The organism is Psychromarinibacter sediminicola (assembly GCF_029168335.1).
GTDB classification, from domain to species: domain Bacteria; phylum Pseudomonadota; class Alphaproteobacteria; order Rhodobacterales; family Rhodobacteraceae; genus Psychromarinibacter; species Psychromarinibacter sediminicola.
Genome location: NZ_JARGYC010000021.1, coordinates 25,597 through 50,789, shown reverse-complemented (window position 1 = coordinate 50,789; position 25,193 = coordinate 25,597). Strand labels below are relative to the sequence as shown.

The window sequence follows — 25,193 nt, the reverse complement described above, 5'->3', positions numbered from 1 at the left end:
GGGCGGGCCGCCTGCAACCCTGCGTCAAACCCGTCGCCCTGCGTCAAAAAGGTGCGCCGGACTTACTTGATACAGGTCAAGGACGTGAACAATTGCGACTGCGAGAAGCATTCCCAACCGCGCATATCTCCGCAAGGTCCGATCCATGAGCTCCACCGAACCCGAAGCCCTTTACGCCGCGCGCGAACCCGTGTTCCCGCGACGGGTGAAGGGCAATTTCCGCACCTTCAAATGGGTGGTGATGATCCTGACGCTGGGCGTCTACTACCTGACGCCCTGGATTCGCTGGGACCGGGGGCCGGAACTGCCGGACCAGGCGGTGCTGGTGGATCTGGCGAACCGGCGGTTCTTCTTCTTCTGGATCGAGATCTGGCCGCACGAGTTCTACTTCGTCGCCGGTCTGCTGATCATGGCCGGCCTCGGGCTGTTCCTGTTCACCAGCGCGCTGGGCCGCGTCTGGTGCGGCTATACCTGCCCGCAGACGGTCTGGACCGACCTGTTCGTGCTGACCGAGCGCTGGATCGAGGGCGACCGCAACGCCCGCGTCAAGCTGTGGAAGCAGAAGATGGACGCGCGCAAGCTGCGGCTCAGGGCGACGAAATACGTGGTCTGGGCGCTTATCGGGCTGGCGACCGGCGGGGCGTGGGTGTTCTATTTCACCGACGCGCCGACGCTGGCGGTGGATCTGGTGACCGGCGATGCGCATCCGATCGCCTATACCACCATGCTGATCCTGACCGCGACGACGGTCCTGTTCGGCGGTTTCGCGCGCGAGCAGGTGTGCATCTACATGTGCCCCTGGCCGCGCATCCAGGCGGCGATGATGGACGAGGACACCCTGACCATCGCCTATCGCGAATGGCGGGGCGAGCCGCGCGGCAAGGGCAAGCGCCGCCGCGCCATCGCCGAGGCGGCCGAGGCCGAGAGCCGCGCCGCCGGCGCCAAGCACGGCGGGGTGTCGCCGAAGGTGCCGATGCCGGGGATGCCCTCGGGCGTCGGCGGACCGATCCCCGAGAAGGACGGCTACGGCGACTGCATCGACTGCAACGCCTGCGTGAACGTCTGCCCGATGGGCATCGACATCCGCGACGGCCAGCAGATGGCCTGCATCACCTGCGGGCTGTGCATCGACGCCTGCGACGAGGTGATGGACAAGATCGGCAAGCCGCGCGGGCTGATCGACTACATGGCGCTGACCGACGAGACGCGCGAGCGCCAGGGCCTGCCCGCGAAGCCGGTGATGAAGCACATCCTGCGGCCGCGCACGGTGCTCTACACGACGCTGTGGGCGCTGATCGGCATCGGGCTGATCGTCGCGCTCTTCATCCGCAGCGACATCGATGTTACCGTCGCGCCCGAACGCAACCCGACCTACGTGACCTTGTCCGACGGCTCGATCCGCAACGCCTATGACGTGCGCCTGCTGAACAAGCACGGCGAAGAGCGGCCGTTCCGCATCTCGGTCAAGGGCGACCCGGCGCTGCGGATCCAGATCGAGGGCACGCCCTACGAGACGGTGACCGTGCCCGCCGACGAGACCGGGCAGCACCGGGTCTACGTCGTGGCCGCGCCCGGGTCCGATCCGGCGACGAGCGACCGCACCGAGATTCGTTTCTGGGTCGAGGACCTGGTGAACGGCGACCGGGTCTATACCGACAGCACCTTCAACGGACGAGAGCAATGAGCGGAAAACCCCTGACCGGCCGCAAGGTCTTTGCCATCTTCGCCGCCGGTTTCGGCGTGATCATCGCGGTGAACGTCGTCCTGGCGGTCCAGGCGGTCGGCACCTTTCCCGGGCTGGAAGTGAAGAACTCCTATGTCGCCAGCCAGACCTTCGACGACGACCGCGCCGCGCAGGAGGCGCTGGGCTGGGATGTCAGCGCCGAGGTGACGGGCGGGGCGCTGCGCGTGGCGATCACCGGCCCCGACGGGCGGCCGGTGGCGCCGGAGGATCTGTCGGTGCGGCTGGGCCGGACCACGATGCAGGAGCATGACATGACGCCTGAGCTGATCTTCGACGGCACCGCCCATGTCGCGCCGGTCGATGCCGGTCCGGGCAAGTGGGAGCTGCGGGTGAACGCGGTCGCCGCCGACGGCACCGAATTCAAGCAGCGGCTGATCGTCCATGTCGACGACCCGGTGGGCGACCCGGCGTGAGCACCAGCGCCCCGACCTCGGCCTGCCCGGCCTGTTCGGCCGCCCCTGCGGCGGGGGCCGTGGCCGGCAAGGACGGCGCGCCGAACGGGGGCGAGCAATTGTTGCTGTCGCTGCCCGCGATCCACTGCGCCGCGTGCATCGCGGGGGTGGAGCGCAGCCTCTCCGCCATGCCGGGCGTGCGCCGGGCGCGGGTGAACCTGACGCTGAAGCGCGCGACGGTGGACGCCGATCCGGGGGTCGCGGCCGGCACCCTGGCTGAGGAGCTGACCCGCCAGGGCTGGGAGGCGCACGAGCTGGACGCCGCCACGCTGGCGGGCACGCAGGTGGACCGCACCGGGCGCGACCTGCTGATGCGGCTGGGTGTCGCGGGCTTCGCGATGATGAACGTGATGCTCCTGTCCGTGGCGGTCTGGTCCGGCGCGGCGGACGCCACGCGGGACCTGTTCCACTGGATCAGCGCGACCATCGCGATCCCGGTGATTGCCTTCTCGGCGCAGCCGTTCTTCCGCAACGCCTGGGGCGCGCTCAAGGCCGCGCGGCTGAACATGGACGTGCCGATCTCGCTGGCGATCCTGCTGGCCGCCGGGATGTCGGTCTACGAGACGGCGCAGTCGGGCGCGCACGCCTATTTCGACGCGGCGCTGTCGCTGACCTTCTTCCTGCTGGCGGGGCGGTTTCTGGACTATCGCACCCGCTCGGCCGCGCGGTCGGCGGCGCAGGAGTTGTCCGCGCTGGAGGTGCCGCGGGCGCTGCGCGTGTCGGGCGCGGCCGAGGCGATGGTGCCGGTGGCCGAACTCGCCGTGGGCGACGTGGTGCGGGTGCTGCCCGGCGCGCGGGTGCCTGTGGACGGGGTGATCGAGACGGGCGAGACCGAGATCGACCGGTCGCTGCTGACGGGCGAGAGCCTGCCGGTGGGCGCGGCGCCGGGGGCCGAGGTTAATGCGGGTGAGGTGAACCTGACCGGCGCGCTGACCGTGCGGGTGACGGCGGCGGGCGAGGACTCGACGCTGCACCGGCTGGCCGACCTGGTGGCCGTGGCCGAGACCACGCGCAACCGCTACACGTCGCTGGCCGACCGGGCGGCGCGGATCTATGCCCCGGCGGTGCATCTGCTGGCGTTGTTCGCCTTCCTCGGCTGGATGTGGATCTCGGGCGGCGACGTGCGGCTGGCGCTGAACATCGCGGTCGCGACGCTGATCATCACCTGCCCCTGCGCGCTGGGGCTCGCCGTTCCGGCGGTGACCACGGCCGCCTCGGGGCGGCTGTTCAAGCGCGGGTTGCTGATCAAGAGCGCCACGGCGCTGGAGCGGCTGGCCGAGGTCGACACGGTGGTGTTCGACAAGACCGGCACGCTGACCACCGGCACGCCCGAGGTGGAGAACCTGGGCGATTTCGCCCGGCGCGACCTGGAGGTGGCGGCGGCGCTGGCCGAGGGCTCGGCCCATCCGCTGGCGCAGGCGCTGGCCGCGGCGGCGAAGGACGGCGGGGTGAAGCCCGCGAGCGTGAGCGAGCTGCGCGAGGTGCCGGGACACGGCGTGCAGGCGACATGGCAGGGACAGCTGGTCCGGCTGGGCCGGGCGAGCTGGGTCGGCGCCGAGGCCGCGGAGCAGACGGCGACCTACCTGCAGATCGGCGGCCGGGTGCTGACCTTCCGCTTCACCGACAGCTTGCGCGACGGCGCGGCGGAGGCGGTATCGGCGCTGCAGGCGCAGGGTTACGACGTGCGGCTGTTGTCGGGCGACGCGCCGGCGGCGGTGGTGGAGCTGGCCGCGCGGGCCGGGATCGGCACCTGGGAGGCCGGGGTTCTGCCGCAGGACAAGGCGGCGCGGATCGAGGCGTTGATGGCTGAGGGGCGCCGGGTGCTGATGGTCGGCGACGGGCTGAACGACACGGCGGCGCTGGCGGCGGCGCATGCGTCGATCTCGCCGGCCTCGGCGCTGGAGGCGACGCGGGTGGTGTCGGACATCGTGCTGCTGGGCGGGTCGCTGGCGCCGCTGGGCGACACGCTGGCCACGGCGCGGCGCGCGACGCGGCGGATCAAGGAGAACTTCGGTATCGCGGCGGCCTATAACGCGGTGGCGATCCCGGTGGCGCTGATGGGTTTCGCGACGCCGCTGGCGGCGGCGTTGGCGATGTCGGGCTCGTCGATCTGCGTCTCGCTGAACGCGATGCGGCTGCGCTGATGGACGTGCTGGTCTACCTGATCCCGATTTCGCTGATCCTCGGGGGGCTGGGGCTGGCTGCCTTCGTCTGGACGCTGAAGACCCGGCAGTACGACGACCCCGAGGGCGACAGCCGGCGGATCCTGTCCGACGAGTACGACGACAAGCCCAAGAGCGATTGACGCAGCGTCGCGGCCGGTATCTGATCCGCGCCATGCGGAACTTCGAGGACATCTATGCGATCGCCGCCGACCGGAAGGGCGGGCCGGAGGCGCTGGAGGCGCTTCTGGAGCGGCCGGTACCGGCGGAGGAGCTGGCCCGGGTGCCGGACGACCGCTGGCTGGCACGGTTCGCCGAGATGATCTTCAAGTCCGGCTTCAACTGGAAGGTCATCGACGCGAAATGGGACGGGTTCGAGGCCGCGTTCCACGGCTTCGACGTGGGCCGCTGCGCCATGATGGACGGCGACTGGCTGGACGACTTGCTGCAGGATACGCGGATCGTGCGGCACGGGGCGAAGATCCAGTCGGTGCGGGACAATGCGGTCCTGCTGCAGGACCTGGCGGCGGAGCACGGTTCGGCGGCGGCCTGTTTCGCGCATTGGCCGTCGGAGGACTATGTCGGACTGCTGGAGCTTTTGAAGACCAGGGGCAACCGGCTGGGCGGGAATACCGGGGCCTACGCGCTGCGCTTCATGGGGCGCGACGGGTTCATCCCGTCGCGGGACGTGGTGGCGCGGCTGGTGGCCGAGGGCGTGGTGGACAAGGCGCCGACCTCGAAGGGCGCGATGGGCAAGGTGCAAGCGGCGTTCGATACCTGGCGCGCGGAGTCGGGGCGGTCGCTGACGGAGATCAGCCGCGTGCTGGCGATGAGCGTGGGGTAAGGCGTCGGAATATTTGAAATATTCCGATCCGGATCGTTGGTAACGATCCGGGCCGTTCTCTTTCAAGGAGAACGGTCAGGCGGCGAACACCTCGCGCCCGCCGACCCAGGTCTTCAACACCTTGCCCTCCATCCGCGCCCCGTCGAACGGCGTGTTCTTTGACTTCGACTCCAGCTTGAACCGGTCCAGCACGAACGGGGCGTCGGGATCGAACAGCACGAGGTCCGCCGGGGCGCTCTCGGACAGGCGCCCGGCCGGCAGGCCCAGCCGCTGCGCCGGGGTCAACGCCATCGCCCGGAACAGCTGCGGCAGCGTGAGCTGCCCGGCGTGGTACAGCCGCAGCGCGGCGGGCAGCAGGGTCTGCAGCGCGACCGCGCCGGAGGCCGCCTCCTCGAAGGGCAGGCGCTTGGATTCCTCGTCCTGCGGCGTGTGCATCGAGGAGATCACGTCGATCAGCCCCGCGCCCACCGCCTCGATCATCGCCAGCCGGTCATCCTCGTCCCGGAGCGGCGGCTTGATCTTGAAGAAGGTGCGGTAGTCGCCCACGTCCAGCGCGTTCAGCGTCAGGTGATGCACGTTGACGCCCGCGGTCACGTCCAGCCCCGCCGCCTTGGCCCGCTCCAGCGCGGGCAGGGCCGCGGCGGTGGACAGGTTGTCGGCGTGGTAGCGGGCGCGCGTCATCTCCACCAGCGCGAGGTCGCGCTCCAGCCCCATCCGCTCGGCCATCGGCGAGACGGCGGGAATGCCGCGCAGCGAGGCGAACTTGCCCGAGGTCGCGGCCGCGCCCCCGGTCAGCCCCGGCTCCTGCGGATGCGCGATCACCAGCGCGCCGAGCGCCCGGGCATAGGTCAGGCAGCGCGAGAACACCTTGGTGTCGGTCACGACCGCGTCGGCGTCGGTGAAGGCCACGGCGCCCGCGTCCTGCAGAAACCCGATCTCGACCATCTCGCGCCCCTGCCGGCCCTTGGTCAGCGCGGCCATCGGGTGGATGCGCACCGGCGCCGCCTCGGCCGCGCGGCGCGAGACGAATTCCAGCTGCTCGGGCGAGTCGATGGCCGGCAGCGTGTCGGGGCGGGTGATCATCGTGGTCACGCCGCCCGCCGCGGCCGCCCGGCCGGCGGAGCGGAAGCTTTCCTTGTGGCGTTCGCCGGGTTCGCAGATCTTCACGCCGAGATCGACGATCCCGGGGGCGAGGCATTTGCCGCGGCAGTCGACGACCGCGGCGCCCGTATCTGCCGGCGGCGGCCCCGCGAAAACCCGCGCGATGAGCCCGCCGGAGATCAGCAGCGCGCCGTCGGTTTCCGTTCCGGCCTCGGGGTCGATCAGCCGGGCGTTGGTGAGGAGCGTGTCGCTCATGTCTTTCCTTCAGGCCTTGCGGGACTGCACCTGCCGGATCAGCCGATAGACCTCGGCCCCGTCCGGGATGCGCTCGAAGCCGATGGGCACGCGGCGCGAGCCGTTCTTGGTGCGCTTGTACTCGTGGGCGAAATAGATGTTGCTGCGCTCGCCCGCCTCGTAGTCGATCGTGGTGTCCGGGCCGATCTCGTAGCTCTTCAGCTTGCGGCCCTGCAGGGGCAGGTCGGTGGCGATGAAGGCGCGGCGATCGGTCAGCGTGTACCAGGTGTGCCGGCGCGTCCAGGCGGACCAGACCGGCGGGCCGATGGCGAGGCCGACGCCGACGGCGAAGTGGATCAGCCCGAACATCCAGAACCCGCCCGGCGCCTGCGAGGCCATGACCATCCAGAAGACGGCGAAGCCCGCGAAGACCACGCCGAACAGCGAGGTGAGGATATGCGACGCCTTCCAGACCACCGAGGTGCCGGGGCGCCCCTGCCACAGGATGCGCTCGCCCGCGTCCAGGATGCCCTCCCAGCCGGCGGGGACCGGGTCGGCCGCGGTCTTGTCGACCGGGGCGTCGCGGGCGGGGACCGGGGCGTCGTCGGACAGGTCGCTCATGTCTTCGGGTCCGTGCGCATGGGTGTCAGGGTCCGCGCCCGCCGAACAGATAGGCGAGCCCGAGGGCGAGGACGGCGGCAGCCAGCAGGACGATCAGGGCCAGCGTCCGGGGCAGGCGGGGCGGCGGGGATTGCAAAGGCGCGGCCGGCTCGGCCTCGGCCCCGGCATCCGCCTTCGGCATCGGGCCGGGCGTCGCCGGCTGGGCGAGGCGATAGACGCCCAGCAGGTGCAGCGGCGTCTCGGGGGTCAGCCGGGTCTTGACCCCGCCGAAGGCGCGCGAATGCAGGATCACGATGTAACCGGTCTCGGCCTCCAGCTTCTCGCGGTCGACCTCCACGTCCACCTCGTCGATCCCCAGCCCCTCGGTCAGGTAGCCGGGCAGGCCCACGCCGGTCAGGTCGGAGGCGGGGAAGATCTCGACATGATCGCGCTCCAGGTGGTCGATCCCCAGAAGCTGCGCCAGCGGCGAGGGCGCGCCGTTGGACTGCGGCGATTCGGCCAGCGCCTCCGCCTCGGTGGCGGACAGATCCAGCGCGAAGACACGGACCACCTCGCGCTCGCCGGCGGGGATCTGCAGCGGGTCGATCATTCGGCCTGTCCTCCGGCGCGGGCGACGGCGGCGCGCAGGCGACGCAGCGTCTCGTCGCGGTCGCCCTGGTACTTCAGGAGGTGCTTGTCGCCGGCGGCGGTGACCACCTGCACGGTACTTGCCAGGGTCCGGAGCTTCACGATCTCGGCCAGCCGCACGACGCGCCCGCCGGGGCCCAGCAGGCGGCGGTCGGTCAGGTCCCAGCGCGCGGCGAGCTCCTCGGACGCCATGTACCAGCCGCGCAGCCCGATCGCCGCCAGACCGCCCACGGCGCCGGTCCAGACATGCGGGTTGCCCATCAGCCAGAGCACCAGCATCCCGCCCGCCATGGCGATGGCCGCCATCCAGGCATTGTCGCGCAGATAGGCCGCGCGGTCGGCGTGGAACCTGTGCAGCACCTCCTCGTCCTCGCGCAGCGGGGCCGCGGGGGTGCTGTTGCCGCCGTCAGGCATCGGCCCTCTCCCGTTCCCGCGCCGCGCGCAGGTTGCGCGCCAGAAGATCCATCGCCGCCATGCGCACGGCCACGCCCATCTCGACCTGGTCCTGGATGACCGAGCGGTTGATGTCGTCGGCGATGGTTCCGTCGATCTCCACGCCGCGGTTCATCGGGCCGGGATGCATCACGATGGCGTCCGGTTTGGCGAAGGCCAGCTTCTCGGCGTCCAGCCCGTAGCGGTGGTAGTACTCGCGCTCCGAGGGAATGAACCCGCCGTCCATCCGCTCGCGCTGCAGCCGCAGCATCATCACCACGTCGGCGTCGCGCAGGCCCTCTTCCATGTCGTCGAACACTTCGACGCCGAATTCCTCGATCTTCGAGGGCATCAGCGTGGGCGGCCCGATCAGCCGCACGCGGTTCTCCATCTTGCCCAGAAGCAGGATGTTCGAGCGCGCGACGCGGGAATGCGCGATGTCGCCGCAGATCGCCACGCTCAGCCGGTGCAGCCGGCCCTTGGCGTAGCGGATCGTCAGCGCATCCAGGAGCGCCTGCGTCGGATGTTCGTGCCGCCCGTCGCCGGCGTTCAGCACGGCGGCGTTCACCTTCTCGGCCAGGAGGTTCACCGCGCCGGAATGCGGGTGGCGGACCACCAGAAGGTCGGGATGCATGGCATTCAGGGTCAGCGCCGTGTCGATCAGCGTCTCGCCCTTTTTGATCGACGAGGCCTGCATCGCCATGTTCATCACGTCGGCACCCAGCCGCATCCCCGCGATCTCGAACGACGCCTGGGTGCGGGTCGACGCCTCGAAGAACATGTTGATCTGGGTGAGTCCCGCCAGCACGTCGGAATGCTTGGACGCGGCGCGGTTCAGGTCGACATAGGTTTCCGACAGGTCCAAGAGCGTGCGGATTTCCTCGGGGTGCAGGCCCTCGATCCCGAGGAGGTGTTTCTGGTGAAAGGTCATGCGGCGCCCCGGCGATGCTCTGGCGCCTTATAGAAAGCCGGGGCCGCCGCGGCAAGGCGCGGGGCCGGTCAGGCGAACGGCTCGAACAGCTCGATCGGGTTGCCCGAGGGATCTTCGACCACCACTTGCCGGCCGCCCTTGCCTTCGGTGACGTCGCCGCGGAACTGCGCCCCGAACTGGTGCAGCCGCTTCACGACGCCGTCGAGGTCGTCGGTCTGCAGCAGGAACCGGTTCCAGCCGCCCGGCTCGGGCGTGCCGCCGGCATTGCCGCCGCCGCCGGCGCCCGGTTCGCTCAGCACGAGCGTCAGGTCGCCCCGGGTCAGTTTCGCGAATCCGGGCGATGTCGTGTCCTGGTCGAACTCGAGATAGCTCCTGTAGAACTCGGCCGCGGTCTCTGCGTCCCGGACGATGTAGCGGATCGCGATCATCCTTGGGGTCCTTTCCTGCCGTGATGTGCCGTCGCACAGGTTCAACGTTGCATTGCCGGTCCCTGTTCCCCCGCGGGCCGTTTCCGCCCCCGCCGATCCGCGTTAGCATGGCGCCATGCAGGTGGAATCGCTCGATCATAACGCGCTGCGGGCGCTTCTGGAATGGCAGGTCGAACTGGGCGTGACCGAGGCCATCTGCGAGACGCCGCAGAACCGCTACGAGGCGGCGAAGGCAGCGCCCGAGCCGGCCCCCGCGCCGCCGCCCCCCGAACCGGCGGCCGGGCCCGCACCGGCGCCCCCTCAGGTCACGGCCGAGGACCCGGTGGCGGCGGCCCGCGCCGCGGCGGCGGGGGCGGAGACGCTGGAGGCGCTGCGCGACGCGATCGCGGCCTACGACTTCTGCGAGCTGAAGCGGGGCGCGCGGAACACCGTCTTCTCCGACGGCAACCCGGTGGCCCGGGTGATGATCATCGGCGAGGCGCCGGGACGCGACGAGGACATCCAGGGTAAACCCTTTGTCGGCCGGGCCGGGCGGCTCCTGGACCGGATGCTCGACGCCATCGGCCTGGGCCGCGACCACCCGGATGCCGAGCGGACGGTCTATATCACCAACATCCTGCCCTGGCGCCCGCCGCAGAACCGCGCGCCCACGGCCGAGGAGATCGGCATGCTGATGCCCTTCGTCGCGCGTCACGTGGAACTGGCCGCGCCGGAGGTTCTGGTCCTGATGGGCAATATCTCGTGCCAGGGGCTTCTGGGCCGCAAGGGGATCACCCGGCTGCGCGGCCACTGGACCGAGGTGCTGGGCCGCCCGGCGCTGCCGATGTTCCACCCGGCCTACCTGCTGCGCAGTCCGCATGCCAAGCGCGAGGCGTGGCACGACCTGTTGATGCTGCAGGCGAAACTCCGGGGGCCGCGCGATGTGTGATCGCCGGAATCTGAGAATTTTTTCCAAGATGAAGCCGGGGGGCGGGGCATGAGGATTCTGGCGTTTTCCGATCTGCACCACGCGCGGGGCCGCGCCGAGGCGATCGTGGCGGCCAGCGCCGAGGCGGAGCTGGTGATCGGGGCGGGCGATTTCTGCAACATGCGGCAGGCGCTGCCCGAGGCGATGAACCTGCTGACCGGGATCGTCGCGCCGATGGTCGCGGTGCCGGGCAATGCCGAGAGCGCCGACGAACTGCGCGAGGCGGCCCATGCCGGGACGCAGGTGCTGCACGGCGAGGGCTGCGATATCGCCGGGCTGCGGATCTTCGGGCTCGGCTATGGCGTGCCGGTGACGCCGTTCGGGGCGTGGTCCTGCGATCTGCCGGAGGAAGAGGCGGCCGCGATGCTGGCGGGTTGCGCCGGGGCCGACATCCTGGTGACGCATTCGCCGCCGAAGGGCGTGGCCGACGTGACCTCGGGCGGGCAGTCCGTGGGCTCGGTCGCGATCCGCGAGGCGGTCGAGCGGATCCGGCCGAAGCTGGCGCTCTGCGGCCACATCCACGACAGCTGGGGGCAGGAGGGGACCATCGGGACGACGCGGGTGGTGAACCTCGGCCCGCGTCCGGTGTGGTTCGAGGTCGCGGCGTGATCGATCCGCTGGTCCTTCTGGCCTTCGTCCCGGCGGCGCTGGCGCTGAACCTGACGCCGGGGGCGGACATGATGGTCTGCATCGGGCAGGGGCTGCGCCGCGGGCCGGCGGCGGCCTGGGCGGCGAGCGGCGGCGTGGCGCTGGGCGTGCTGACGCACGGGCTTCTGGCCGGGCTGGGGCTGGGGGCGCTGGTGGCGGCGTCGCCCTGGCTGTTCGACGCAATCCGCTGGGCGGGGGTGGCGTATCTTCTGTGGCTGGCGGTGCAGACCCTGCGCGCGGGGCCGGTCCGCGGCGCGGTGCCCGAGCGGTCGGGGCGGGCGTTCCGCGAGGCGCTGGTGGTGAACCTGACGAACCCCAAGGTGATCCTCTTCGTGCTGGCCTTCGTGCCGCAGTTCGTGGACCCCGCGGGCGCGGTGCTGCCGCAGTTCCTGACCTTCGCGGCGGTGCTGGCGCTGGGCGGCTTCGTGGTGAACGGGCTGGCGGGCGTCTTCGCCGGCGGGATCGGGCGGCGGTTGGCGCGCTCGGGCCGCGTCGCGCGCGGTCTCGGATGGGTCAGTGCGGGCATCTTCGCGGCGCTGGCGGTGCGATTGGCAGTGATGGAGCGGGCATGAGTATCGACGAGAGCAAGGAATTCGTCCCGGTGCGGATCGCGGTGATGACGGTGTCGGACACACGGACCGAGGCCGACGACCGGTCGGGCAACGTGCTGGTCGAGCGGATCGAGGCGGCGGGCCATGTCGTCGCCGCGCGCGAGATCGTGCCGGACGAGCGGGCGGAGATCGCGGGACAGCTGCGCAGCTGGTGCCACGATCCCGGCATCGACGCGGTGATCTCCACCGGCGGCACCGGGCTGACCGGCCGCGACGTGACGGTCGAAGCGCATCGCGACGTCTATGAAAAGGAGATCGACGCTTTCGGGACCGTATTCACCATGGTGTCGATGCAGAAGATCGGCACCAGCGCGGTGCAGAGCCGGGCGACCGGCGGGGTGGCGCACGGCACCTATCTCTTCGCGCTGCCCGGCTCGCCCGGGGCCTGCAAGGATGCCTGGGACGAGATCCTGAAGGCGCAGTTCGACTATCGCCACGCGCCCTGCAACTTCGTCGAGATCATGCCGCGGCTGGACGAGCATATGCGGCGGAAGTAGGGGGCGGGCCTGGTGTGGCACCACGGGCAGGGCAAGGTTCGGGGCGGCGCCCGGGTTTCTTAGGACACCGACATTTTTTCGACGGAATACGCGCTTTCGCACGTAACGACGATGTGGCTTGGCGGTTTCGTGCGCCGCGCCTATCTTAAGTGCCTGTTACGTCTGAGGTGATCCTCGCGGTTATGCGTTTTCTTCGTCGCACTCTGGTCGGGCTGTTTCTGATGTCCGTCACGCTCGGCCTGCTCGCCTATGCCGGGCAGACGGTCTATGGCGCGCTGGAATCCGTCTGGAGCCGGGAAGAGCCGTCGCGCCCCGCGCGCGAACGGGTCTTTGCCGTCAACGTCGTCACCTACGCGCCCGAGACGGTGGCGCCGGTGATGACCTCTTTCGGCGAGGTGCGCTCGCGCCGGACGCTGGAGGTGCGGGCGACGGCCTCGGGCACGGTCGAGGAACTGGCCGAGGCGTTCGAGGAGGGCGGCACCGTCGAGGCCGGCGACCTGCTGCTGCGGATCGACCCGACCAATGCCGAGGCCGCGCTGGAAGTGGCGCGCACCGATCTGAACGAGGCGGAGGCCGAGCTGCGCGATGCGCGCCGGGCGCTGGAGATCGCGCGCGACGACCTGGCCTCGGCCGAGGAACAGGCGCAGCTGCGCACCCAGGCGCTGGCCCGCGCCCGGTCGCTGTCGGAGCGCGGGCTGGGCACCGAGTCGTCCGTCGAGGCCGCCGCGCTGGCCGAGGCGGCGGCGAAGCAGGCGGTGCTGTCGCGCCGCCAGTCGCTGGCCGATGCCGAGGCGCGGGTGGACCAGGCGCAGAACGCCGTCGCCCGCCAGAAGATCGCCCTGGCCGAGGCGGAGCGCGCGCTGGAGGATACCGAGCTTCACGCCGAGTTCTCCGGCACCCTGTCCGACGTGACCGTCGTCGAGGGGCGGCTGGTGCAGAACAACGAGCAGATCGCGAACCTGGTGGATCCCGACCTGCTGGAGGTCGCCTTTCGTGTCTCCACCACCGAATACGCCCGGCTTCTGGACGAAGACGGCGACCTGATCGAGGCGCCCGTCGCGGTGTCGCTCGACGTGCTGGGCACCAACCTCGTCACCGAAGGCACGATCAGCCGCGAAAGCGCCGCCGTCGGCAGCGGCCAGACCGGGCGGCAGATCTTCGCGCGGCTCGGCCAGACCCGCGGCTTTCGCCCCGGCGACTTCGTGACCGTGCGGATCGAGGAGCCGCCGCTCGACAACGTCGCGGTGCTGCCGTCCACCGCGCTGGACGCCGCGAACACCGTGCTGGTGGTGGGCGAGGACGACCGGCTGGAGGTGGCGCAGGTCACGCTGCTGCGCCGGCAGGGCGACGACGTGATCGTGCGGGGCGCGGGGCTGCAGGGCCGCGCCGTGGTCTCGGAACGCTCGCCGCTGCTGGGCGAGGGCATCAAGGTGCGGCCCAGCAACCCATCGGCCGCCACTGACGCGACCGACGAGCCGGACGTCTCCGCCATGGTCGAGCTGTCCAGCGAACGGCGCGCGCGGCTGGTGGCCTTCATCGAATCGAACCAGTCGATGCCGGAGGACGCCAAGGAACGGGTGCTGGCGCAGCTGGCCGAACCGATGGTCCCGGCCACCATGGTCGAGCGGATCGAATCGCGGATGGGCGGCTGAGGCGATGCGGCCGGGGGCGTGCCATGGCTGACCGCTTCGCCCGGATGGGCGGTATTCTGTCGTATTTCACCCGCCACGCGACGGCGGCGAACCTGCTGCTGGTGCTGCTGATCGCCGCCGGCATCCTGTCCTTCCCGCGGATGCGGGCGCAGTTCTTCCCGGACATCGTCATCGACGAGATCGACATCTCGGTCAGCTGGGACGGCGCGGGGGCCGAGGACGTGGACCGCGCCATCGTGCAGGTGCTGGAGCCCGTTTTGCTCGGCGTCGAGGGGGTGACGGCGACCGAGGCGGTCAGCCGCGAGGGCAGCGCGCGCTTCGAGCTGGAGTTCGAGCCCGGCTGGGACATGTCGCGCGCCGCCGACGATGTCGAGACGGCGGTGGATTCCGTCACCAACCTGCCCGAGGACGCCGAGGATCCGCGCGTGACACGCGGCGGCTGGTGGGACCGCGTGACCGACGTGGTGATCACCGGGCCTGTGGGCGTGGACCAGCTGGGCCGCTTCGCCGACGAGTTCGTCACCCGGCTGTTCGCCGAGGGCGTCACCCGGACCACGATCCGCGGCGTCGCGGCGCCGGAGACGGTGGTCGAAGTGCCCACGATGTCGCTGATCGAGCATGACATCACCATGCGCGAGATCGCCGACGCCATCGCCGCCGAGGCCGAGGCCGACCCCGCCGGCGACGTGGACGGCGCCAACGCCCGCGTCCGCACCGGCGTCGCCAAGACCGGCGCCGACCAGATCGCGGACATCGTCCTGCGCACCTACGAGGACCGGTCGGAGCTGACCATCGGCGACGTGGCCACCGTGATCGTCGGCGGCATCGACCGCGACCGGGCCTATTACGTGGGCGAGCACCCGGCGATCACCATCCAGGTCGACCGCTCCGACCGCGGCGACGCCATCGCCATCCAGCGGCAGGTGGAGGAGGTCGCCGCCGAGATGGAGCTGACCCTGCCCGAGGGGGTGCATATCGACCTGATCCGCACCCGGGCGGAGGCGATCACCAACCGGCTGAATATCCTTCTGGACAACGGGCTGGTGGGGCTGGGCCTGGTGCTGGTCCTGCTGTTTCTGTTCCTGAACGCGCGCACCGCCTTCTGGGTGGCGGCCGGCATCCCGGTGGCGATGACCACGGCCATCGCGATGATGTACGCCTTCGGGCTGACGCTGAACATGATCTCGCTGTTTGCGCTGATCATCACGCTGGGCATCGTGGTGGACGATGCCATCGTCGTGGGCGAACACGCCGACCACCGCGCCCGCCGCACCGACGAGACCCCGACCGAGGCGGCGGAGAACGCCGCGCGGCGGATGTTCCCGCCGGTCTTCTCCTCGACCGTCACCACCGTCATCGCCTTCTTCGGGCTGGTGGCCATCGGCGGGCGGTTCGGCGACATGATCGCCGACATTCCGTTCACCGTGATCGTCGTGCTGCTGGCCTCGCTGGCCGAGTGTTTCCTGATCCTGCCCAACCACATGGCCCATTCCATCGCGCATTCGTCGAAGGCCCACTGGTACGACCTGCCCAGCCGCGTGGTGAACCGCGGCTTCCGCTGGTTCCGCGAGGTGATCTTCCGCCGCTGGATGCGCTTCGTGGTCTGGGCGCGCTACCCGGTGCTGGCGGCCGCCGTCGTGCTGCTGGCGATGCAGATCGGATCGTTCATCACCGGCGATCTGCAGTGGCGGTTCTTCAACTCGCCGGAACAGGGCTCGGTCTCGGGCAACTTCGCCATGGCGCCCGGCGCCACGCGCGAGGACACGATCGAGATGATGCGCGAGCTGCAGCGCGCCACAGACGCCGTCGCCTCGCGGCTGGAGGAAGAGCACGGCACCAACCCGCTGAGCTATGTCATCGCCGAGATCGGCGGCAATACCGGCCGCGGCCTGTCGGGCACCGACACCAAGGAGGACTACCAGCTCGGCTCCATCGCCATCGAGCTGATCGGCGCCGACGAGCGGCCCTATTCCTCGTTCCAGTTCGTCGCCATGCTGCAGGAGGAGGTGCAGGATCACCCGCTGGCCGAAACCGTCTCGTTCCGCGGCTGGCGCGGCGGGCCGGGCGGCGACGCGCTGGACGTGGAGCTTTACGGCGCCTCGGCGGACGTGCTGAAGGAGGCGGCCGAGACGCTGAAGGCGCAGCTGTCGCAGTTCCCCGAGGTCTCGGCGCTGGAGGATTCGCTTTCCTACGACAAGGAAGAACTGGTGCTGGAGCTGACGCCGCAGGGCCAGGCGCTGGGCTTCACCATCGACGAGCTGGGCCGCGTGCTGCGCAACCGGCTGAACGGGATCGAGGCGGCGACCTATCCCGACGGCCCGCGCACCGCGTCGATCCGCGTGGAACTGCCTGCGGGCGAGCTGACGGCCGACTTCCTCGACCGCACGCGGATGCGCACCGCCGCCGGCGAATACGTGCCCTTGTCCGACATCGTCACGGTCGACCGGCAGGCGGGCTTCTCGACCGTGCGGCGCGAGAACGGCCTGCGGCTGGTCTCCGTCAACGGCGACCTCAGCGAGGACGACCCGGCCCGCGCCACCGAGATCATGACCCAGCTGGAAGAGGCGATCCTGCCGGGGCTGGAGGAGCAATACGGCATCAGCTGGCAGATGTCGGGCCTGTCGGAGCAGGAGAACGAGTTCCTGAACGACGCCCGCGACGGGTTCCTGATGTGCATGCTGGGCATCTACCTGGTGCTGGCCTGGATCTTCGGGTCGTGGACCCGGCCCATCGTGGTGATGTCGATCATCCCCTTCGGCCTGATCGGCGCGTTCTGGGGGCACCTCGTCTGGGACGTACCGCTGTCGATGTTCTCGGTCGTCGGGCTGATCGGCATGACCGGGATCATCATCAACGACTCCATCGTGCTGGTGACGACCGTGGACGACTACGCCGCCGAGCGCGGGCTGTTCCCTGCCATCGTCGACGGCGCCTGCGACCGCCTGCGGGCGGTGATGCTGACGACGGCGACCACCGTTCTTGGCCTCGCGCCGCTGCTCTACGAGGGCTCGCAGGACGCGCAGTTCCTCAAGCCCACCGTCATCACGCTTGTCTACGGGCTGGGCTTCGGCATGGTGCTTGTGCTGATGGTCGTACCTGCGCTGATGGCGATGCAGCAGGACGTGGCCCGCCAGGTCCGGGCGCTGAAACGCGCGCTGCGCGGGCCGCGGCACGGGCGCGGCGTGACGGCGGCAGCGGTGCTGACGGGCGTGGCGGTGGCCGGCCTGTTCGCCGTCACGCTGGGCTGGGTGATCGTGGAGGGGACATTGCCGGGGCCGGTGCAGGCGGCCCTGCCGTGGGAGGAGGCAGACGCGGACACCGGCGCCCCGATGGGCCTTGCGCTCGCGCTGTTTTTGGCCGGGACGGCGGTGCTGGTACTGGCGGTCTATGTCGTGGCCGCGGTCCTGGTCTCGCTGTTCGGGCGGCGCAAACCGGCGGCGGGGTGAAACCCGCCCCGGGGTTGCATGGGTCGTTGGATTTTGGCAATCCTTGCCAAGAACGGAGGTGCGCCATGGCCACTATGAACGTCTCGCTGCCCGACGCGATGAAGGAATGGGTCGAGGCCCAGGCCGAAACCGGCCGCTACGCCAATGCAAGCGACTATGTCCGCGACCTGATCCGCCGCGACCAGGACCGCCGGCAGGCCTTGGCTGAGCTGGAGGCGGAAATCGACAAGGGGCTGGCCAGCGGGCCGGCGGAGCCGTTGGAGCCGATGAGCGAGATCGTCGCGGAAGCGCGGCGTCGCAGCCCGATTGGCTAGGGTCGTTCGCAGGCCGGAAGCCCGCGAAGACCTTGTCTCGATCTATCTCTATATCGAAGCCGACTCGTCGGCCGAGCGCGCGGTGCGCTACCTGGACCGGATCGAGCGGAAGCTGTCGCGCCTCGCGCGTTCACCTCTCATCGGAACCGCCCGTCTGCCGAGCCGCCCCGATCTGCGGATGCTGCCGGCGGAAAGCCACATCATTATCTATCGTCCGATCGAGGACGGGATCGAGCTGATCCGTATCCTCCACGCCCGCCGCGACTGGATGGGGATGCTGTCGGACTGAGCGCCTCAGCCGGTGCAGCCGTGGATGTCCACCGCCTGGCCGTCGCCCAGAACCGTGATCCGCACCTGCGATCGGTCGAGCGAGAACGGCCGGCCCGCCGGCGGCACCATCTCGGTCACCGCGGTCAGCGTGCCGCCGCTGCGGCGGGTGTCGGCCTCGGCGACCCAGATGCGCTGATCGGGATGCTCGAAGACGGCCACCTCCCCCGGGCCCAGGGCCGGCAGGCGCAGCGTGGCCGTGACCCGCAGGCCGTCGTCGATCGGCTCGACCTTGCAGCGCGCGGCGCTCAGCCCCGCCTCGCCCGCGCTGAACGGCCGGTCGGCGAGGGCCGCGCGGATGCGGGCGTCGGACTGGCCCCACGGGCTCAGATCGGCCCGCACGTTCACCGACATCGGCATGCAGATGTCCTGGCAGACGCCAAGCTCCACCGCAGCGCGCAGCTCGATCTCGTCGCCGGCCACGCGCGGTGTCAGCTCGATCGGCAGGATCAACTCGTCCTTGTAGCCCACCGTCCGCAGCCCGTTCTGTTCGAATACATGCGGCACGGGCCAGTGGAAGTCGACCGAGGCCAGGTTGCGCGAGCCCTGCCAGTCGAAGCGCGGCGGAATGCCCGCGTCGCCCGGCGCGCGCCAGTAGGTCTTCCACCCGGGCGCCAGCCGGACACGCAGCGCGGTGATATGCGTGCCGTCGGGCGTGCGCCAGCCGGGCAGGATCGAGACATCGGCCGGGGCGGCGCCGAACGGGTTGCCCCCGGCCGGGGCGGTCTGCGCCAGCCCCAGGGCCAGACATGCGGATATGAAGAGCGTCCTGAGCATCGGCGCCAATCTAAGCATCACTGGCGAATCCGGAAATCACATTCCGGCGATGCCGGCGGCCCTGTGGTAATTCCCCCACTTGCGGCCCGCGCGCGAATCCGCGGATGATGCGGCCATGGTTCCCGACGGCGACTTCACCGATCTGAGCGGCAAGCTGCTGATCGCGATGCCCGGAATGGGCGACCCGCGCTTCGAAAAGAGCGTGGTGTTCATGTGCGCCCATTCCGACGACGGCTCGATGGGGCTGATCGTCAACAAGCCCGCGCCGGGGCTGGAGATGGACGACCTGCTGGAGCAGCTGGAGATTCCGCGCGGCGAGGGCTCGCGCGGGGTGCATGTGCATTTCGGCGGGCCGGTGGAACACGGGCGCGGCTTCGTGCTGCACAGCGGGGACTACGCGACGCAGTCCTCGACGCTACGGGTCGACGACCGGTTCGGCATGACCGCGACGCTGGACATCCTGCAGGACATGGCCTCCGGCAGCGGGCCGGAGCAGCGGATTCTGGCGCTGGGCTATTCGGGCTGGGGGCCGGGGCAGCTGGAGGACGAGATCCACCAGAACGGCTGGCTGACTTGCGATGCCTCGCCCGAGATCGTCTTTGCGCCGGATGACGGCGGCAAATGGGCCGCCGCGCTGGCCTCGCTGGGCATCGACCCACTGCTGCTCTCGGCGGAGGCCGGGCGGGCCTGACCGGCCAACGTCTGGCCGAGATTAATCGCCCCTCGGCGACGGATGCGCGCGGCGCCAGGACGTCGGGCCGCCATGGGGCCAGTGTTGCCGGATGAGACCGGGCGCCATACCCTGCCGACGCGCGCGCGTTCGCGGCGGGGGAGGTGCAGGTGACGGCATTCATCATTGGCCAGATGGCAATTCACAACCGGGACTGGATGGAGGAATACTTCGCCAGCATCCCCGCGTTGGTGACCCGGCACCAGGGAACCTTCAGGGTCCGCGGCGGCGAACCCGCCCGCATGGAGGGAAGTGCCCCGCTCCCGGACGCCGCTTTCGTCATCGAGTTCCCGAACCGCGATCACGCGCTGTCCTTCTGGAATTCCGCCGAATTCCAGTCGCTCGCCGTTCTGCGGCGGTCCGGCTCGACCCTCGAGTCGATCCTCGTGGACGGGCTGGACTGAGGGCGCGCGCTCAGCGCCCCCCGTTGCAATCCTGAAGGCCCCCGCGGGCCAACCCGAGCGGGCACGATCTTCTAGAAGATCGTGCCGGGCAGATTTTTCTAGAAAAATCTGTTACTTGCGGGGCGCCGCCGCGCGCCGCAGCCGGTCGTTGATCGCCTGGCCCAGCCCTTCGTCCGGGATCGGGGCCACCGCGATCCGGCCGCCGGCGGAATCCAGGTCGTGCAGCGCCCGGAACAGGGTCGCCGCCGCCTCCACCATGTCGCCCGAGCGCGACAGGTTCACGTCGCACTCCATGTCGCCGAAGCCCAGCAGCCGCTCGCCCTCGCGCGCCTCGGTCGCGTCCAGCCGGATCGCCGCGTCGGGGGCATAATGCGATCTCTGCTGCCCCGGTGCCGTCACCGCGCCGTCTGCCGCCTCCAGCGGCGCGCCCAGGCAGGCCTGCAGCACGTCGGACGGCAGCCCGCCGGGGCGCAGAAGCCGCGGCGTCGGACCCGTGGCGACGATAGTCGATTCCACCCCCACCGGGCAGGCGCCGCCGTCCAGCACCGCGGCGATGCGGCCGCCCAGCCCCTCCAGCACGTGCTCGGCCGTGGTCGGGCTCACCCGCCCCGAGGGGTTGGCCGAGGGCGCCGCGATCGGCCGGTCGGCGCGCGCCAGAAGCTCGCGCGCCAGCGGGTGATCGGGCACCCGCACCGCCACCGTCTTCTGCCCCGCCACCGCCAGCGGCGCGATCCGCGACGACGACAGCAACGGCAGCACCAGCGTCAGCGCGCCCGGCCAGAACGCGCCCGCCAGCCGGTCGGCGGCCTCGTCGAACGACGCGATCTCGCGCGCCGTGGCCACGTCCGGCACGTGGATGATCAAGGGGTTGAACCGCGGCCGCCGCTTGGCGTCGTAGATCCGCGCCACGCAGATATCCCGCGTCGCGTCCGCGCCCAGCCCATAGACGGTTTCGGTGGGAAAGGCGACGAGCTTGCCGGTCCGTAACAGTTCCGCGGCGCGGTTCAGCCCGGCCGTGTCGGCTTGCAGGTGCTCGGTCTCTGACATAGGCGTGACGCAGCGTCCTTGGTGGTGACGGCCGTTTGGCCCGTGCTAGGCTTTCCGCGATGTAGCGAGCCAGGCGCCCGCTGCCAAGCCGGGAGGGGTGAAGATGGGATATCGCGCGCCAGTGGCGGACTTTCGGTTCCTGTTCGACAACGTCGTGGGCTTCGACGCCGTCGCCGCGACCGACCGTTTCGCCGAGGCGACGCCCGACACCGTCGACGCCATCCTGACAGAGGCCGGCCGCATGTGCGAGGAGGTCCTGGCCCCGCTCCAGCGCGAGGGCGACCTGCACCCCGCCACGCTGGAGAACGGCGTCGTGCGCACCTCGCCCGGCTTCGACAGGGGCTACCGCGCGATCGCAGAGGGCGGCTGGGTCTCGATCAGCGCCGATCCCGACCATGGCGGCATGGGCCTGCCCCTGACCCTGACCACGGCCGTCAACGAGATGCTGGGCTCCGCCTGCCTGGCGCTGCAGCTCAACCCGCTGATGACCCAGGGCCAGATCGAGGCGCTGGAACACCATGCCTCCGACGAGATCAGGGCGCTCTACCTGCCCAAGCTCGTCAGCGGCGAGTGGTGCGGCACGATGAACCTGACCGAACCGCAGGCGGGCTCCGACGTCGGCGCGCTGCGCTCCAAGGCGGAGCCGAACGGCGACGGCAGCTACGCGATCACCGGCCAGAAGATCTATATCTCCTGGGGCGACAACGACTTTGCCGCGAATGTCTGCCACCTGGTCCTCGCCCGCCTGCCCGACGCGCCGCCGGGGACCAAGGGGATCAGCCTGTTCCTCGTGCCGAAGTTCCTCCCCGACGAGACCGGCGAACCGGGACAGCGCAACGACCTGAAGGCGGTCAGCCTGGAACATAAGACCGGCCTGCACGGCTCGCCCACCTGCGTGATGCAGTATGACGGCGCCACCGGCTGGCTGATCGGGCCGGAACAGGGCGGCATGGCGGCGATGTTCACGATGATGAACAACGCCCGCCTCGGCGTCGGCGTGCAGGGCATCTCGGTCGCCGAGGCGGCCACGCAGAAGGCGCTCGCCTACGCGCTGGAGCGCAGGCAGGGCCGCGCGCCTGTGGAGAACGGCACCGGCACGATCTTCGACCATGCCGACGTGCGCCGGATGCTGATGGTGATGAAGGCCGAAACCGCCGCCGCCCGCGCCATCGCGCTGGCCAACGCGGTCGCCATCGACATGGGCAACGCCACGGGCGAGGCCGACTGGAAAGCCCGCGCCGCGCTGCTGACCCCGATCACCAAGGCCTATGGCACCGACACCGGCATCCTCGTCGCCGAAACCGGCGTGCAGGTGCATGGCGGCATGGGCTACATCGAGGAGACGGGCGCCGCCCAATACGCCCGCGACGTGCGCGTCACGGCGATCTACGAGGGCACCAACGGCATCCAGGCGATGGATCTCGTGGGCCGCAAGATGGCCGACGGGGGCGAAGCCGCCCATCGCCTGCTGGACGAGGTGGAGGCCGCCGCCGAGGCCGCGCGCGGCACCCTGCCCGAGCTGGCCCAGGCCGTCTGGGATGCCGCCGAAACCCTGCGCGAGACGACCGAGGCACTGGCGGCGCTGCCGCCCGCCGACCGCTTCGGCGTCGCCGTGCCCTTCCTGCGCGCCTTTGCCCGGGTGCTGGGGGCGCATTACCTGCTGAAGGGCGCCGTGGCCGAGGGCGGCACCGGCGACCGCACCGCGCTGGCGGCGTTCCACATCCGCCGCCTGCTGCCCGACCACCTGTCGCTCTGCGCCCAGGCGCGGCAGGGCAACGACGGGCTCTACGACATGACGCCCGAGGCGCTCGCGGTGTGATGGACGGCGCCGCGCCTCTCCGCTTTCCGTTCGAGGATCCGCCGGCGCCGGGGGAGGCGGTCGCGGTGGCCGAGGGGCTCCTGTGGCTGCGCTTCCCGCTGCCGATGAAGCTGGACCATGTCAACGTCTATGCGCTGGAGGACGCCGACGGCTGGACCGTCGTCGACACCGGATTCTGCAACGACACGACGCAGGAGATGTGGCACGCGGCGATGGCCGGTCCGCTGGGCGGGCGACCCGTCAAGCGCCTGCTGGTGACGCATCACCACCCCGACCATATCGGGCTCGCGGGCTGGTTCCAGACCGAGTTCGGGACCGAGCTGATCACCACCCGCACCGCCTGGCTGACCGCACGGATGCTGGTTCTGGACGAACAGGCGGTGCCGACCTCGGAAACGCTGGCCTACTGGCGCAGCGCCGGGATGGATCCCGAGCTTTACGAACAGCGCCGCGACGCGCGGCCGATGAATTTCTCCGACGTGGTGGCGCCGATGCCGCTGGGCTTCCGCCGGATCAAGGAAGGCGACCTGATCCGGCTGGGCGGCCGCGACTGGGACGTGCGGATGGGCGACGGCCACGCGCCGGAACACGCTACGCTGTGGGCGCGCGACGGCGCGGTGGTGATCGGCGGCGACCAGCTCCTGGCGTCGATCTCGCCCAATCTCGGCGTCTACGCGACCGAGCCCGAGGCCGACCCGGTCGCCGAATGGCTGGACGCCTGCGAGCGCCTGCGCCCCTACGCCACCGACGACCAGCTTGTCCTGCCGGGCCACAAGCTGCCCTTCACCGGCCTGCCCACGCGGATGCGGCAGCTGATCGACAACCACCACGAGGCGCTGGACCGGCTGGAAGAGTTCCTGGCCGAGCCGAAGGTCGCCGCCGACTGCTTCCCGGTGCTGTTCCGCGCACGGATCACCGAGGCGATCTATGGCATGGCGCTGGTCGAGGCGGTGGCACACCTGAACCACCTGCTGAACCTGGGCCGCGTGCGGCGCTGGCGACGCGAGGATGGCGCCTGGCTGTGGCAGCGCATAGGCTGAGCGCCATGGAACACGAGATTCACACCGCCGCGGAGGCGGGCGAGAACCACGCCATGCCCCGCGCCCACGCCGTCCACGCCGACCCCGAGGCCGAGGCCCGCAGCGCCGCGCTGGAGGTGCCCGAGGGCGTCGCGCGCAAGCCGCTGGCCGCGAAAAGCGCGGCGCAATGGGCCTATGAACGGCTGGTGCTCTACATCCGGAACTTCGAGCAGCAGCTCGACAACGAGCACGAGGTCGCGATGGGCTTCACCGGCGCCGACGCCGGGGTGATCCGGATCGAGGGGGTCGGCTATTTCGACCCCGATATCGTGACCTTCTACGGCTCCGACCCGGCGGGCGGGAAGAACCAGCTGATCCAGCATGTCAGCCAGCTGAACGTGCTGCTGCGCGCGGTGCCCAAGCCCCGGGCCGAGGACGCGCCACGGCGCATCGGCTTTCGCCTGACGGCCGATCTGGAAAAGGGCGGCGAGGGCGGCTGACGGTCCCGGCCCGCATGCGGCGTGCGGCCGCGTGACAGGGGGGGCGGAATCGTCTAAGACCCGGTCCGACAGACACCGCAACGGGACTTGCGACATGGCCGAGCACAAGCATGGCGAGATGGACATCACCACCCAGGAGAAGACCTTCGAAGGCTTCGTGAAGACGGTCGCCTGGTCCGCCGTCATCATCATCGTCTTCCTCGTCCTTCTGGCGATGATCAACGGCTAGGGGCCGGGACGGGGGAGCGGGCCATGCGGCGGATACTTTTCCTTCTGATGCTGCCGCTGGCGCTGGCCGCCTGCGGCGCCGAACCGGTCTGGGCGCCCGAGGAAGAGGTCCAGCGCGCCCTCTACCGCCATAACGGTCCGCCGTCGATCACGCTGGTCACGGTGGTGTCGAACAAGAACGGCTCGGGCGGGCATTCGGCGCTGCTGGTCAACGGCTCGCACCGCGCGATCTTCGACCCCGCCGGCACCTTCCAGCATCCCGCGCTGCCGGAGCGGAACGACGTCATCTACGGCATGTCCGAGAAGGCGTACCAGTTCTACAAGGAATACCACGCCCGGGTCACCTGGCATGTCGTCAGCCAGGAGGTGCAGGTGCCGCCCGAGGTGGCCGAGGCGGCGCTGCGGAAGATCCAGGCCTATGGCGCCGTGCCCAAGGCGTATTGCGCTGTGGCGACGACCTCGGTGCTGAGCGAGCTGCCGGGATTCGAGGGCGTGCCGACGGGGTTCAGCCCGATCGCGGTGATGAAGTATTTCGACACGCTGCCGTCGGTGGAAAAGGACGTGTTCCGCGACAACTCGCCGGCGAACAACGACTACATCCGCGCGCCCGCGGTTCTTTGAGGCCTCGGAC

Annotated in this window: 28 protein-coding genes; 20 read left to right on the top strand and 8 right to left on the bottom strand. The window is 70.3% G+C overall.

Going from position 1 to position 25,193, the window contains the following annotated elements:
* The first annotated feature begins 145 nt into the window (after window positions 1–145).
* From P1J78_RS10005 to P1J78_RS09985, 5 genes are read left to right on the top strand one after another with little or no spacing between them, the layout of a single operon-like run.
* Entirely contained in the window at window positions 146–1,684 is a 1,539-nt protein-coding gene (locus P1J78_RS10005; RefSeq protein WP_275567205.1) for an RdxA/RdxB/FixG family protein, read from the top strand.
* Entirely contained in the window at window positions 1,681–2,157 is a 477-nt protein-coding gene (locus P1J78_RS10000; RefSeq protein ID WP_275567204.1) for a FixH family protein, read from the top strand. The genes P1J78_RS10005 and P1J78_RS10000 overlap by 4 nt, the downstream gene beginning before the upstream one ends.
* Window positions 2,154–4,340: a heavy metal translocating P-type ATPase gene (locus tag P1J78_RS09995; protein ID WP_275567203.1), complete on the top strand. Its 2,187-nt coding sequence runs from the start codon at window positions 2,154–2,156 to the stop codon at window positions 4,338–4,340. The genes P1J78_RS10000 and P1J78_RS09995 overlap by 4 nt, the downstream gene beginning before the upstream one ends.
* Complete coding sequence (gene ccoS / locus P1J78_RS09990; protein ID WP_275567202.1) at window positions 4,340–4,501, top strand: cbb3-type cytochrome oxidase assembly protein CcoS; 162 nt, start codon at window positions 4,340–4,342, stop codon at window positions 4,499–4,501. The genes P1J78_RS09995 and ccoS overlap by 1 nt, the downstream gene beginning before the upstream one ends.
* Window positions 4,502–4,533: 32 nt before the next feature.
* A complete protein-coding gene (locus P1J78_RS09985; RefSeq protein ID WP_275567201.1) occupies window positions 4,534–5,202 on the top strand; it encodes a DNA-3-methyladenine glycosylase I in 669 nt (222 codons plus the stop codon).
* Between the two features lie 75 nt (window positions 5,203–5,277).
* Here the strand turns inward: P1J78_RS09985 and pyrC are convergent, their stop codons facing one another.
* The 6 genes from pyrC to P1J78_RS09955 all read right to left on the bottom strand — a co-directional run bounded on the left by pyrC (window position 5,278) and on the right by P1J78_RS09955 (window position 9,576).
* Window positions 5,278–6,558 carry a dihydroorotase gene (pyrC, locus tag P1J78_RS09980; RefSeq protein ID WP_275567200.1) on the bottom strand — a complete coding sequence of 427 codons (1,281 nt, stop codon included), beginning with the start codon at window positions 6,556–6,558 and terminating at the stop codon, window positions 5,278–5,280.
* Between the two features lie 9 nt (window positions 6,559–6,567).
* Window positions 6,568–7,158, bottom strand: coding sequence for an aspartate carbamoyltransferase catalytic subunit (locus P1J78_RS09975; protein ID WP_275567199.1), 591 nt, complete (start codon window positions 7,156–7,158; stop codon window positions 6,568–6,570).
* 25 nt (window positions 7,159–7,183) lie between these two features.
* Complete coding sequence (locus P1J78_RS09970; RefSeq protein ID WP_275567198.1) at window positions 7,184–7,747, bottom strand: hypothetical protein; 564 nt, start codon at window positions 7,745–7,747, stop codon at window positions 7,184–7,186.
* Entirely contained in the window at window positions 7,744–8,199 is a 456-nt protein-coding gene (locus P1J78_RS09965; protein ID WP_275567197.1) for a hypothetical protein, read from the bottom strand. The genes P1J78_RS09970 and P1J78_RS09965 overlap by 4 nt, the downstream gene beginning before the upstream one ends.
* Window positions 8,192–9,148 carry an aspartate carbamoyltransferase catalytic subunit gene (locus tag P1J78_RS09960; protein WP_275567196.1) on the bottom strand — a complete coding sequence of 319 codons (957 nt, stop codon included), beginning with the start codon at window positions 9,146–9,148 and terminating at the stop codon, window positions 8,192–8,194. The genes P1J78_RS09965 and P1J78_RS09960 overlap by 8 nt, the downstream gene beginning before the upstream one ends.
* 68 nt (window positions 9,149–9,216) lie before the next feature.
* Window positions 9,217–9,576: a VOC family protein gene (locus tag P1J78_RS09955; protein ID WP_275567195.1), complete on the bottom strand. Its 360-nt coding sequence runs from the start codon at window positions 9,574–9,576 to the stop codon at window positions 9,217–9,219.
* Between the two features lie 121 nt (window positions 9,577–9,697).
* On the opposite strand from P1J78_RS09955, the gene P1J78_RS09950 reads away from it, so the two are divergent.
* From P1J78_RS09950 to P1J78_RS09915, 8 genes are all read left to right on the top strand, one after another.
* Entirely contained in the window at window positions 9,698–10,504 is an 807-nt protein-coding gene (locus P1J78_RS09950; protein WP_374213232.1) for a uracil-DNA glycosylase, read from the top strand.
* A 48-nt stretch (window positions 10,505–10,552) separates the two neighbouring features.
* Complete coding sequence (locus tag P1J78_RS09945; protein ID WP_275567193.1) at window positions 10,553–11,152, top strand: metallophosphoesterase family protein; 600 nt, start codon at window positions 10,553–10,555, stop codon at window positions 11,150–11,152.
* Complete coding sequence (locus P1J78_RS09940; RefSeq protein ID WP_275567192.1) at window positions 11,149–11,763, top strand: LysE family translocator; 615 nt, start codon at window positions 11,149–11,151, stop codon at window positions 11,761–11,763. Before P1J78_RS09945 ends, P1J78_RS09940 begins: the two co-directional genes overlap by 4 nt.
* The gene (gene moaB / locus P1J78_RS09935) at window positions 11,760–12,299 is read left to right on the top strand and encodes a molybdenum cofactor biosynthesis protein B (protein ID WP_275567191.1); all 540 of its coding nucleotides are present in this window, start codon (window positions 11,760–11,762) and stop codon (window positions 12,297–12,299) included. The genes P1J78_RS09940 and moaB overlap by 4 nt, the downstream gene beginning before the upstream one ends.
* A 221-nt stretch (window positions 12,300–12,520) precedes the next feature.
* On the top strand, window positions 12,521–13,951 hold the full coding sequence (locus P1J78_RS09930) for an efflux RND transporter periplasmic adaptor subunit (protein WP_309568124.1): 1,431 nt from the start codon (window positions 12,521–12,523) through the stop codon (window positions 13,949–13,951).
* A gap of 23 nt (window positions 13,952–13,974) precedes the next feature.
* Window positions 13,975–17,397, top strand: coding sequence for an efflux RND transporter permease subunit (locus P1J78_RS09925; RefSeq protein ID WP_275567189.1), 3,423 nt, complete (start codon window positions 13,975–13,977; stop codon window positions 17,395–17,397).
* Window positions 17,398–17,462: 65 nt separating this feature from the next.
* Complete coding sequence (locus P1J78_RS09920; RefSeq protein WP_275567188.1) at window positions 17,463–17,711, top strand: type II toxin-antitoxin system ParD family antitoxin; 249 nt, start codon at window positions 17,463–17,465, stop codon at window positions 17,709–17,711.
* Complete coding sequence (locus tag P1J78_RS09915) at window positions 17,704–18,000, top strand: type II toxin-antitoxin system RelE/ParE family toxin (RefSeq protein WP_275567187.1); 297 nt, start codon at window positions 17,704–17,706, stop codon at window positions 17,998–18,000. The genes P1J78_RS09920 and P1J78_RS09915 overlap by 8 nt, the downstream gene beginning before the upstream one ends.
* A 5-nt stretch (window positions 18,001–18,005) precedes the next feature.
* On the opposite strand, the gene P1J78_RS09910 is transcribed toward P1J78_RS09915, so the two are convergent.
* Window positions 18,006–18,815, bottom strand: a complete 810-nt coding sequence (locus tag P1J78_RS09910) for a protein-disulfide reductase DsbD domain-containing protein (RefSeq protein ID WP_275567186.1) — start codon at window positions 18,813–18,815, stop codon at window positions 18,006–18,008.
* Between the two features lie 115 nt (window positions 18,816–18,930).
* Here P1J78_RS09910 and P1J78_RS09905 point away from each other — a divergent pair, with 115 nt between their 5' ends.
* Complete coding sequence (locus P1J78_RS09905) at window positions 18,931–19,506, top strand: YqgE/AlgH family protein (protein ID WP_275567185.1); 576 nt, start codon at window positions 18,931–18,933, stop codon at window positions 19,504–19,506.
* 149 nt (window positions 19,507–19,655) lie between these two features.
* Entirely contained in the window at window positions 19,656–19,949 is a 294-nt protein-coding gene (locus tag P1J78_RS09900; RefSeq protein ID WP_275567184.1) for a DUF1330 domain-containing protein, read from the top strand.
* Between the two features lie 111 nt (window positions 19,950–20,060).
* Here P1J78_RS09900 and P1J78_RS09895 read toward each other — a convergent pair whose 3' ends face one another.
* A complete protein-coding gene (locus P1J78_RS09895; RefSeq protein WP_275567183.1) occupies window positions 20,061–20,996 on the bottom strand; it encodes an L-threonylcarbamoyladenylate synthase in 936 nt (311 codons plus the stop codon).
* Between the two features lie 103 nt (window positions 20,997–21,099).
* Here P1J78_RS09895 and P1J78_RS09890 point away from each other — a divergent pair, with 103 nt between their 5' ends.
* The 5 genes from P1J78_RS09890 to P1J78_RS09870 all read left to right on the top strand — a co-directional run bounded on the left by P1J78_RS09890 (window position 21,100) and on the right by P1J78_RS09870 (window position 25,183).
* On the top strand, window positions 21,100–22,815 hold the full coding sequence (locus tag P1J78_RS09890; RefSeq protein WP_275567182.1) for an acyl-CoA dehydrogenase: 1,716 nt from the start codon (window positions 21,100–21,102) through the stop codon (window positions 22,813–22,815).
* Window positions 22,815–23,855: an MBL fold metallo-hydrolase gene (locus tag P1J78_RS09885; protein WP_275567181.1), complete on the top strand. Its 1,041-nt coding sequence runs from the start codon at window positions 22,815–22,817 to the stop codon at window positions 23,853–23,855. The genes P1J78_RS09890 and P1J78_RS09885 overlap by 1 nt, the downstream gene beginning before the upstream one ends.
* 5 nt (window positions 23,856–23,860) lie before the next feature.
* On the top strand, window positions 23,861–24,334 hold the full coding sequence (locus P1J78_RS09880; protein ID WP_275567180.1) for a DUF6173 family protein: 474 nt from the start codon (window positions 23,861–23,863) through the stop codon (window positions 24,332–24,334).
* Between the two features lie 94 nt (window positions 24,335–24,428).
* A complete protein-coding gene (locus P1J78_RS09875; protein ID WP_275567179.1) occupies window positions 24,429–24,563 on the top strand; it encodes an aa3-type cytochrome c oxidase subunit IV in 135 nt (44 codons plus the stop codon).
* A gap of 23 nt (window positions 24,564–24,586) precedes the next feature.
* Complete coding sequence (locus P1J78_RS09870; protein WP_275567178.1) at window positions 24,587–25,183, top strand: hypothetical protein; 597 nt, start codon at window positions 24,587–24,589, stop codon at window positions 25,181–25,183.
* The last annotated feature ends 10 nt before the right edge of the window (window positions 25,184–25,193 follow it).

What these genes read in the sequence shown, in the direction of transcription:
- P1J78_RS09925 (WP_275567189.1), top strand. Translation starts at nt 13,975, where the DNA reads ATGGCTGACCGCTTCGCCCGGATGGGCGGTATTCTGTCGTATTTCACC.
- P1J78_RS09970 (WP_275567198.1), bottom strand. Translation starts at nt 7,747, where the DNA reads ATGATCGACCCGCTGCAGATCCCCGCCGGCGAGCGCGAGGTGGTCCGT.
- P1J78_RS10005 (WP_275567205.1), top strand. Translation starts at nt 146, where the DNA reads ATGAGCTCCACCGAACCCGAAGCCCTTTACGCCGCGCGCGAACCCGTG.
- ccoS (WP_275567202.1), top strand. Translation starts at nt 4,340, where the DNA reads ATGGACGTGCTGGTCTACCTGATCCCGATTTCGCTGATCCTCGGGGGG.
- P1J78_RS09955 (WP_275567195.1), bottom strand. Translation starts at nt 9,576, where the DNA reads ATGATCGCGATCCGCTACATCGTCCGGGACGCAGAGACCGCGGCCGAG.
- P1J78_RS09875 (WP_275567179.1), top strand. Translation starts at nt 24,429, where the DNA reads ATGGCCGAGCACAAGCATGGCGAGATGGACATCACCACCCAGGAGAAG.
- P1J78_RS09905 (WP_275567185.1), top strand. Translation starts at nt 18,931, where the DNA reads ATGGTTCCCGACGGCGACTTCACCGATCTGAGCGGCAAGCTGCTGATC.
- P1J78_RS09895 (WP_275567183.1), bottom strand. Translation starts at nt 20,996, where the DNA reads ATGTCAGAGACCGAGCACCTGCAAGCCGACACGGCCGGGCTGAACCGC.
- pyrC (WP_275567200.1), bottom strand. Translation starts at nt 6,558, where the DNA reads ATGAGCGACACGCTCCTCACCAACGCCCGGCTGATCGACCCCGAGGCC.
- P1J78_RS09870 (WP_275567178.1), top strand. Translation starts at nt 24,587, where the DNA reads ATGCGGCGGATACTTTTCCTTCTGATGCTGCCGCTGGCGCTGGCCGCC.
- P1J78_RS09910 (WP_275567186.1), bottom strand. Translation starts at nt 18,815, where the DNA reads ATGCTCAGGACGCTCTTCATATCCGCATGTCTGGCCCTGGGGCTGGCG.
- P1J78_RS09960 (WP_275567196.1), bottom strand. Translation starts at nt 9,148, where the DNA reads ATGACCTTTCACCAGAAACACCTCCTCGGGATCGAGGGCCTGCACCCC.
- P1J78_RS09930 (WP_309568124.1), top strand. Translation starts at nt 12,521, where the DNA reads ATGTCCGTCACGCTCGGCCTGCTCGCCTATGCCGGGCAGACGGTCTAT.
- P1J78_RS09920 (WP_275567188.1), top strand. Translation starts at nt 17,463, where the DNA reads ATGGCCACTATGAACGTCTCGCTGCCCGACGCGATGAAGGAATGGGTC.
- P1J78_RS09945 (WP_275567193.1), top strand. Translation starts at nt 10,553, where the DNA reads ATGAGGATTCTGGCGTTTTCCGATCTGCACCACGCGCGGGGCCGCGCC.
- P1J78_RS09885 (WP_275567181.1), top strand. Translation starts at nt 22,815, where the DNA reads ATGGACGGCGCCGCGCCTCTCCGCTTTCCGTTCGAGGATCCGCCGGCG.
- P1J78_RS09965 (WP_275567197.1), bottom strand. Translation starts at nt 8,199, where the DNA reads ATGCCTGACGGCGGCAACAGCACCCCCGCGGCCCCGCTGCGCGAGGAC.
- P1J78_RS10000 (WP_275567204.1), top strand. Translation starts at nt 1,681, where the DNA reads ATGAGCGGAAAACCCCTGACCGGCCGCAAGGTCTTTGCCATCTTCGCC.
- P1J78_RS09880 (WP_275567180.1), top strand. Translation starts at nt 23,861, where the DNA reads ATGGAACACGAGATTCACACCGCCGCGGAGGCGGGCGAGAACCACGCC.
- P1J78_RS09975 (WP_275567199.1), bottom strand. Translation starts at nt 7,158, where the DNA reads ATGAGCGACCTGTCCGACGACGCCCCGGTCCCCGCCCGCGACGCCCCG.
- moaB (WP_275567191.1), top strand. Translation starts at nt 11,760, where the DNA reads ATGAGTATCGACGAGAGCAAGGAATTCGTCCCGGTGCGGATCGCGGTG.
- P1J78_RS09985 (WP_275567201.1), top strand. Translation starts at nt 4,534, where the DNA reads ATGCGGAACTTCGAGGACATCTATGCGATCGCCGCCGACCGGAAGGGC.
- P1J78_RS09890 (WP_275567182.1), top strand. Translation starts at nt 21,100, where the DNA reads ATGGGATATCGCGCGCCAGTGGCGGACTTTCGGTTCCTGTTCGACAAC.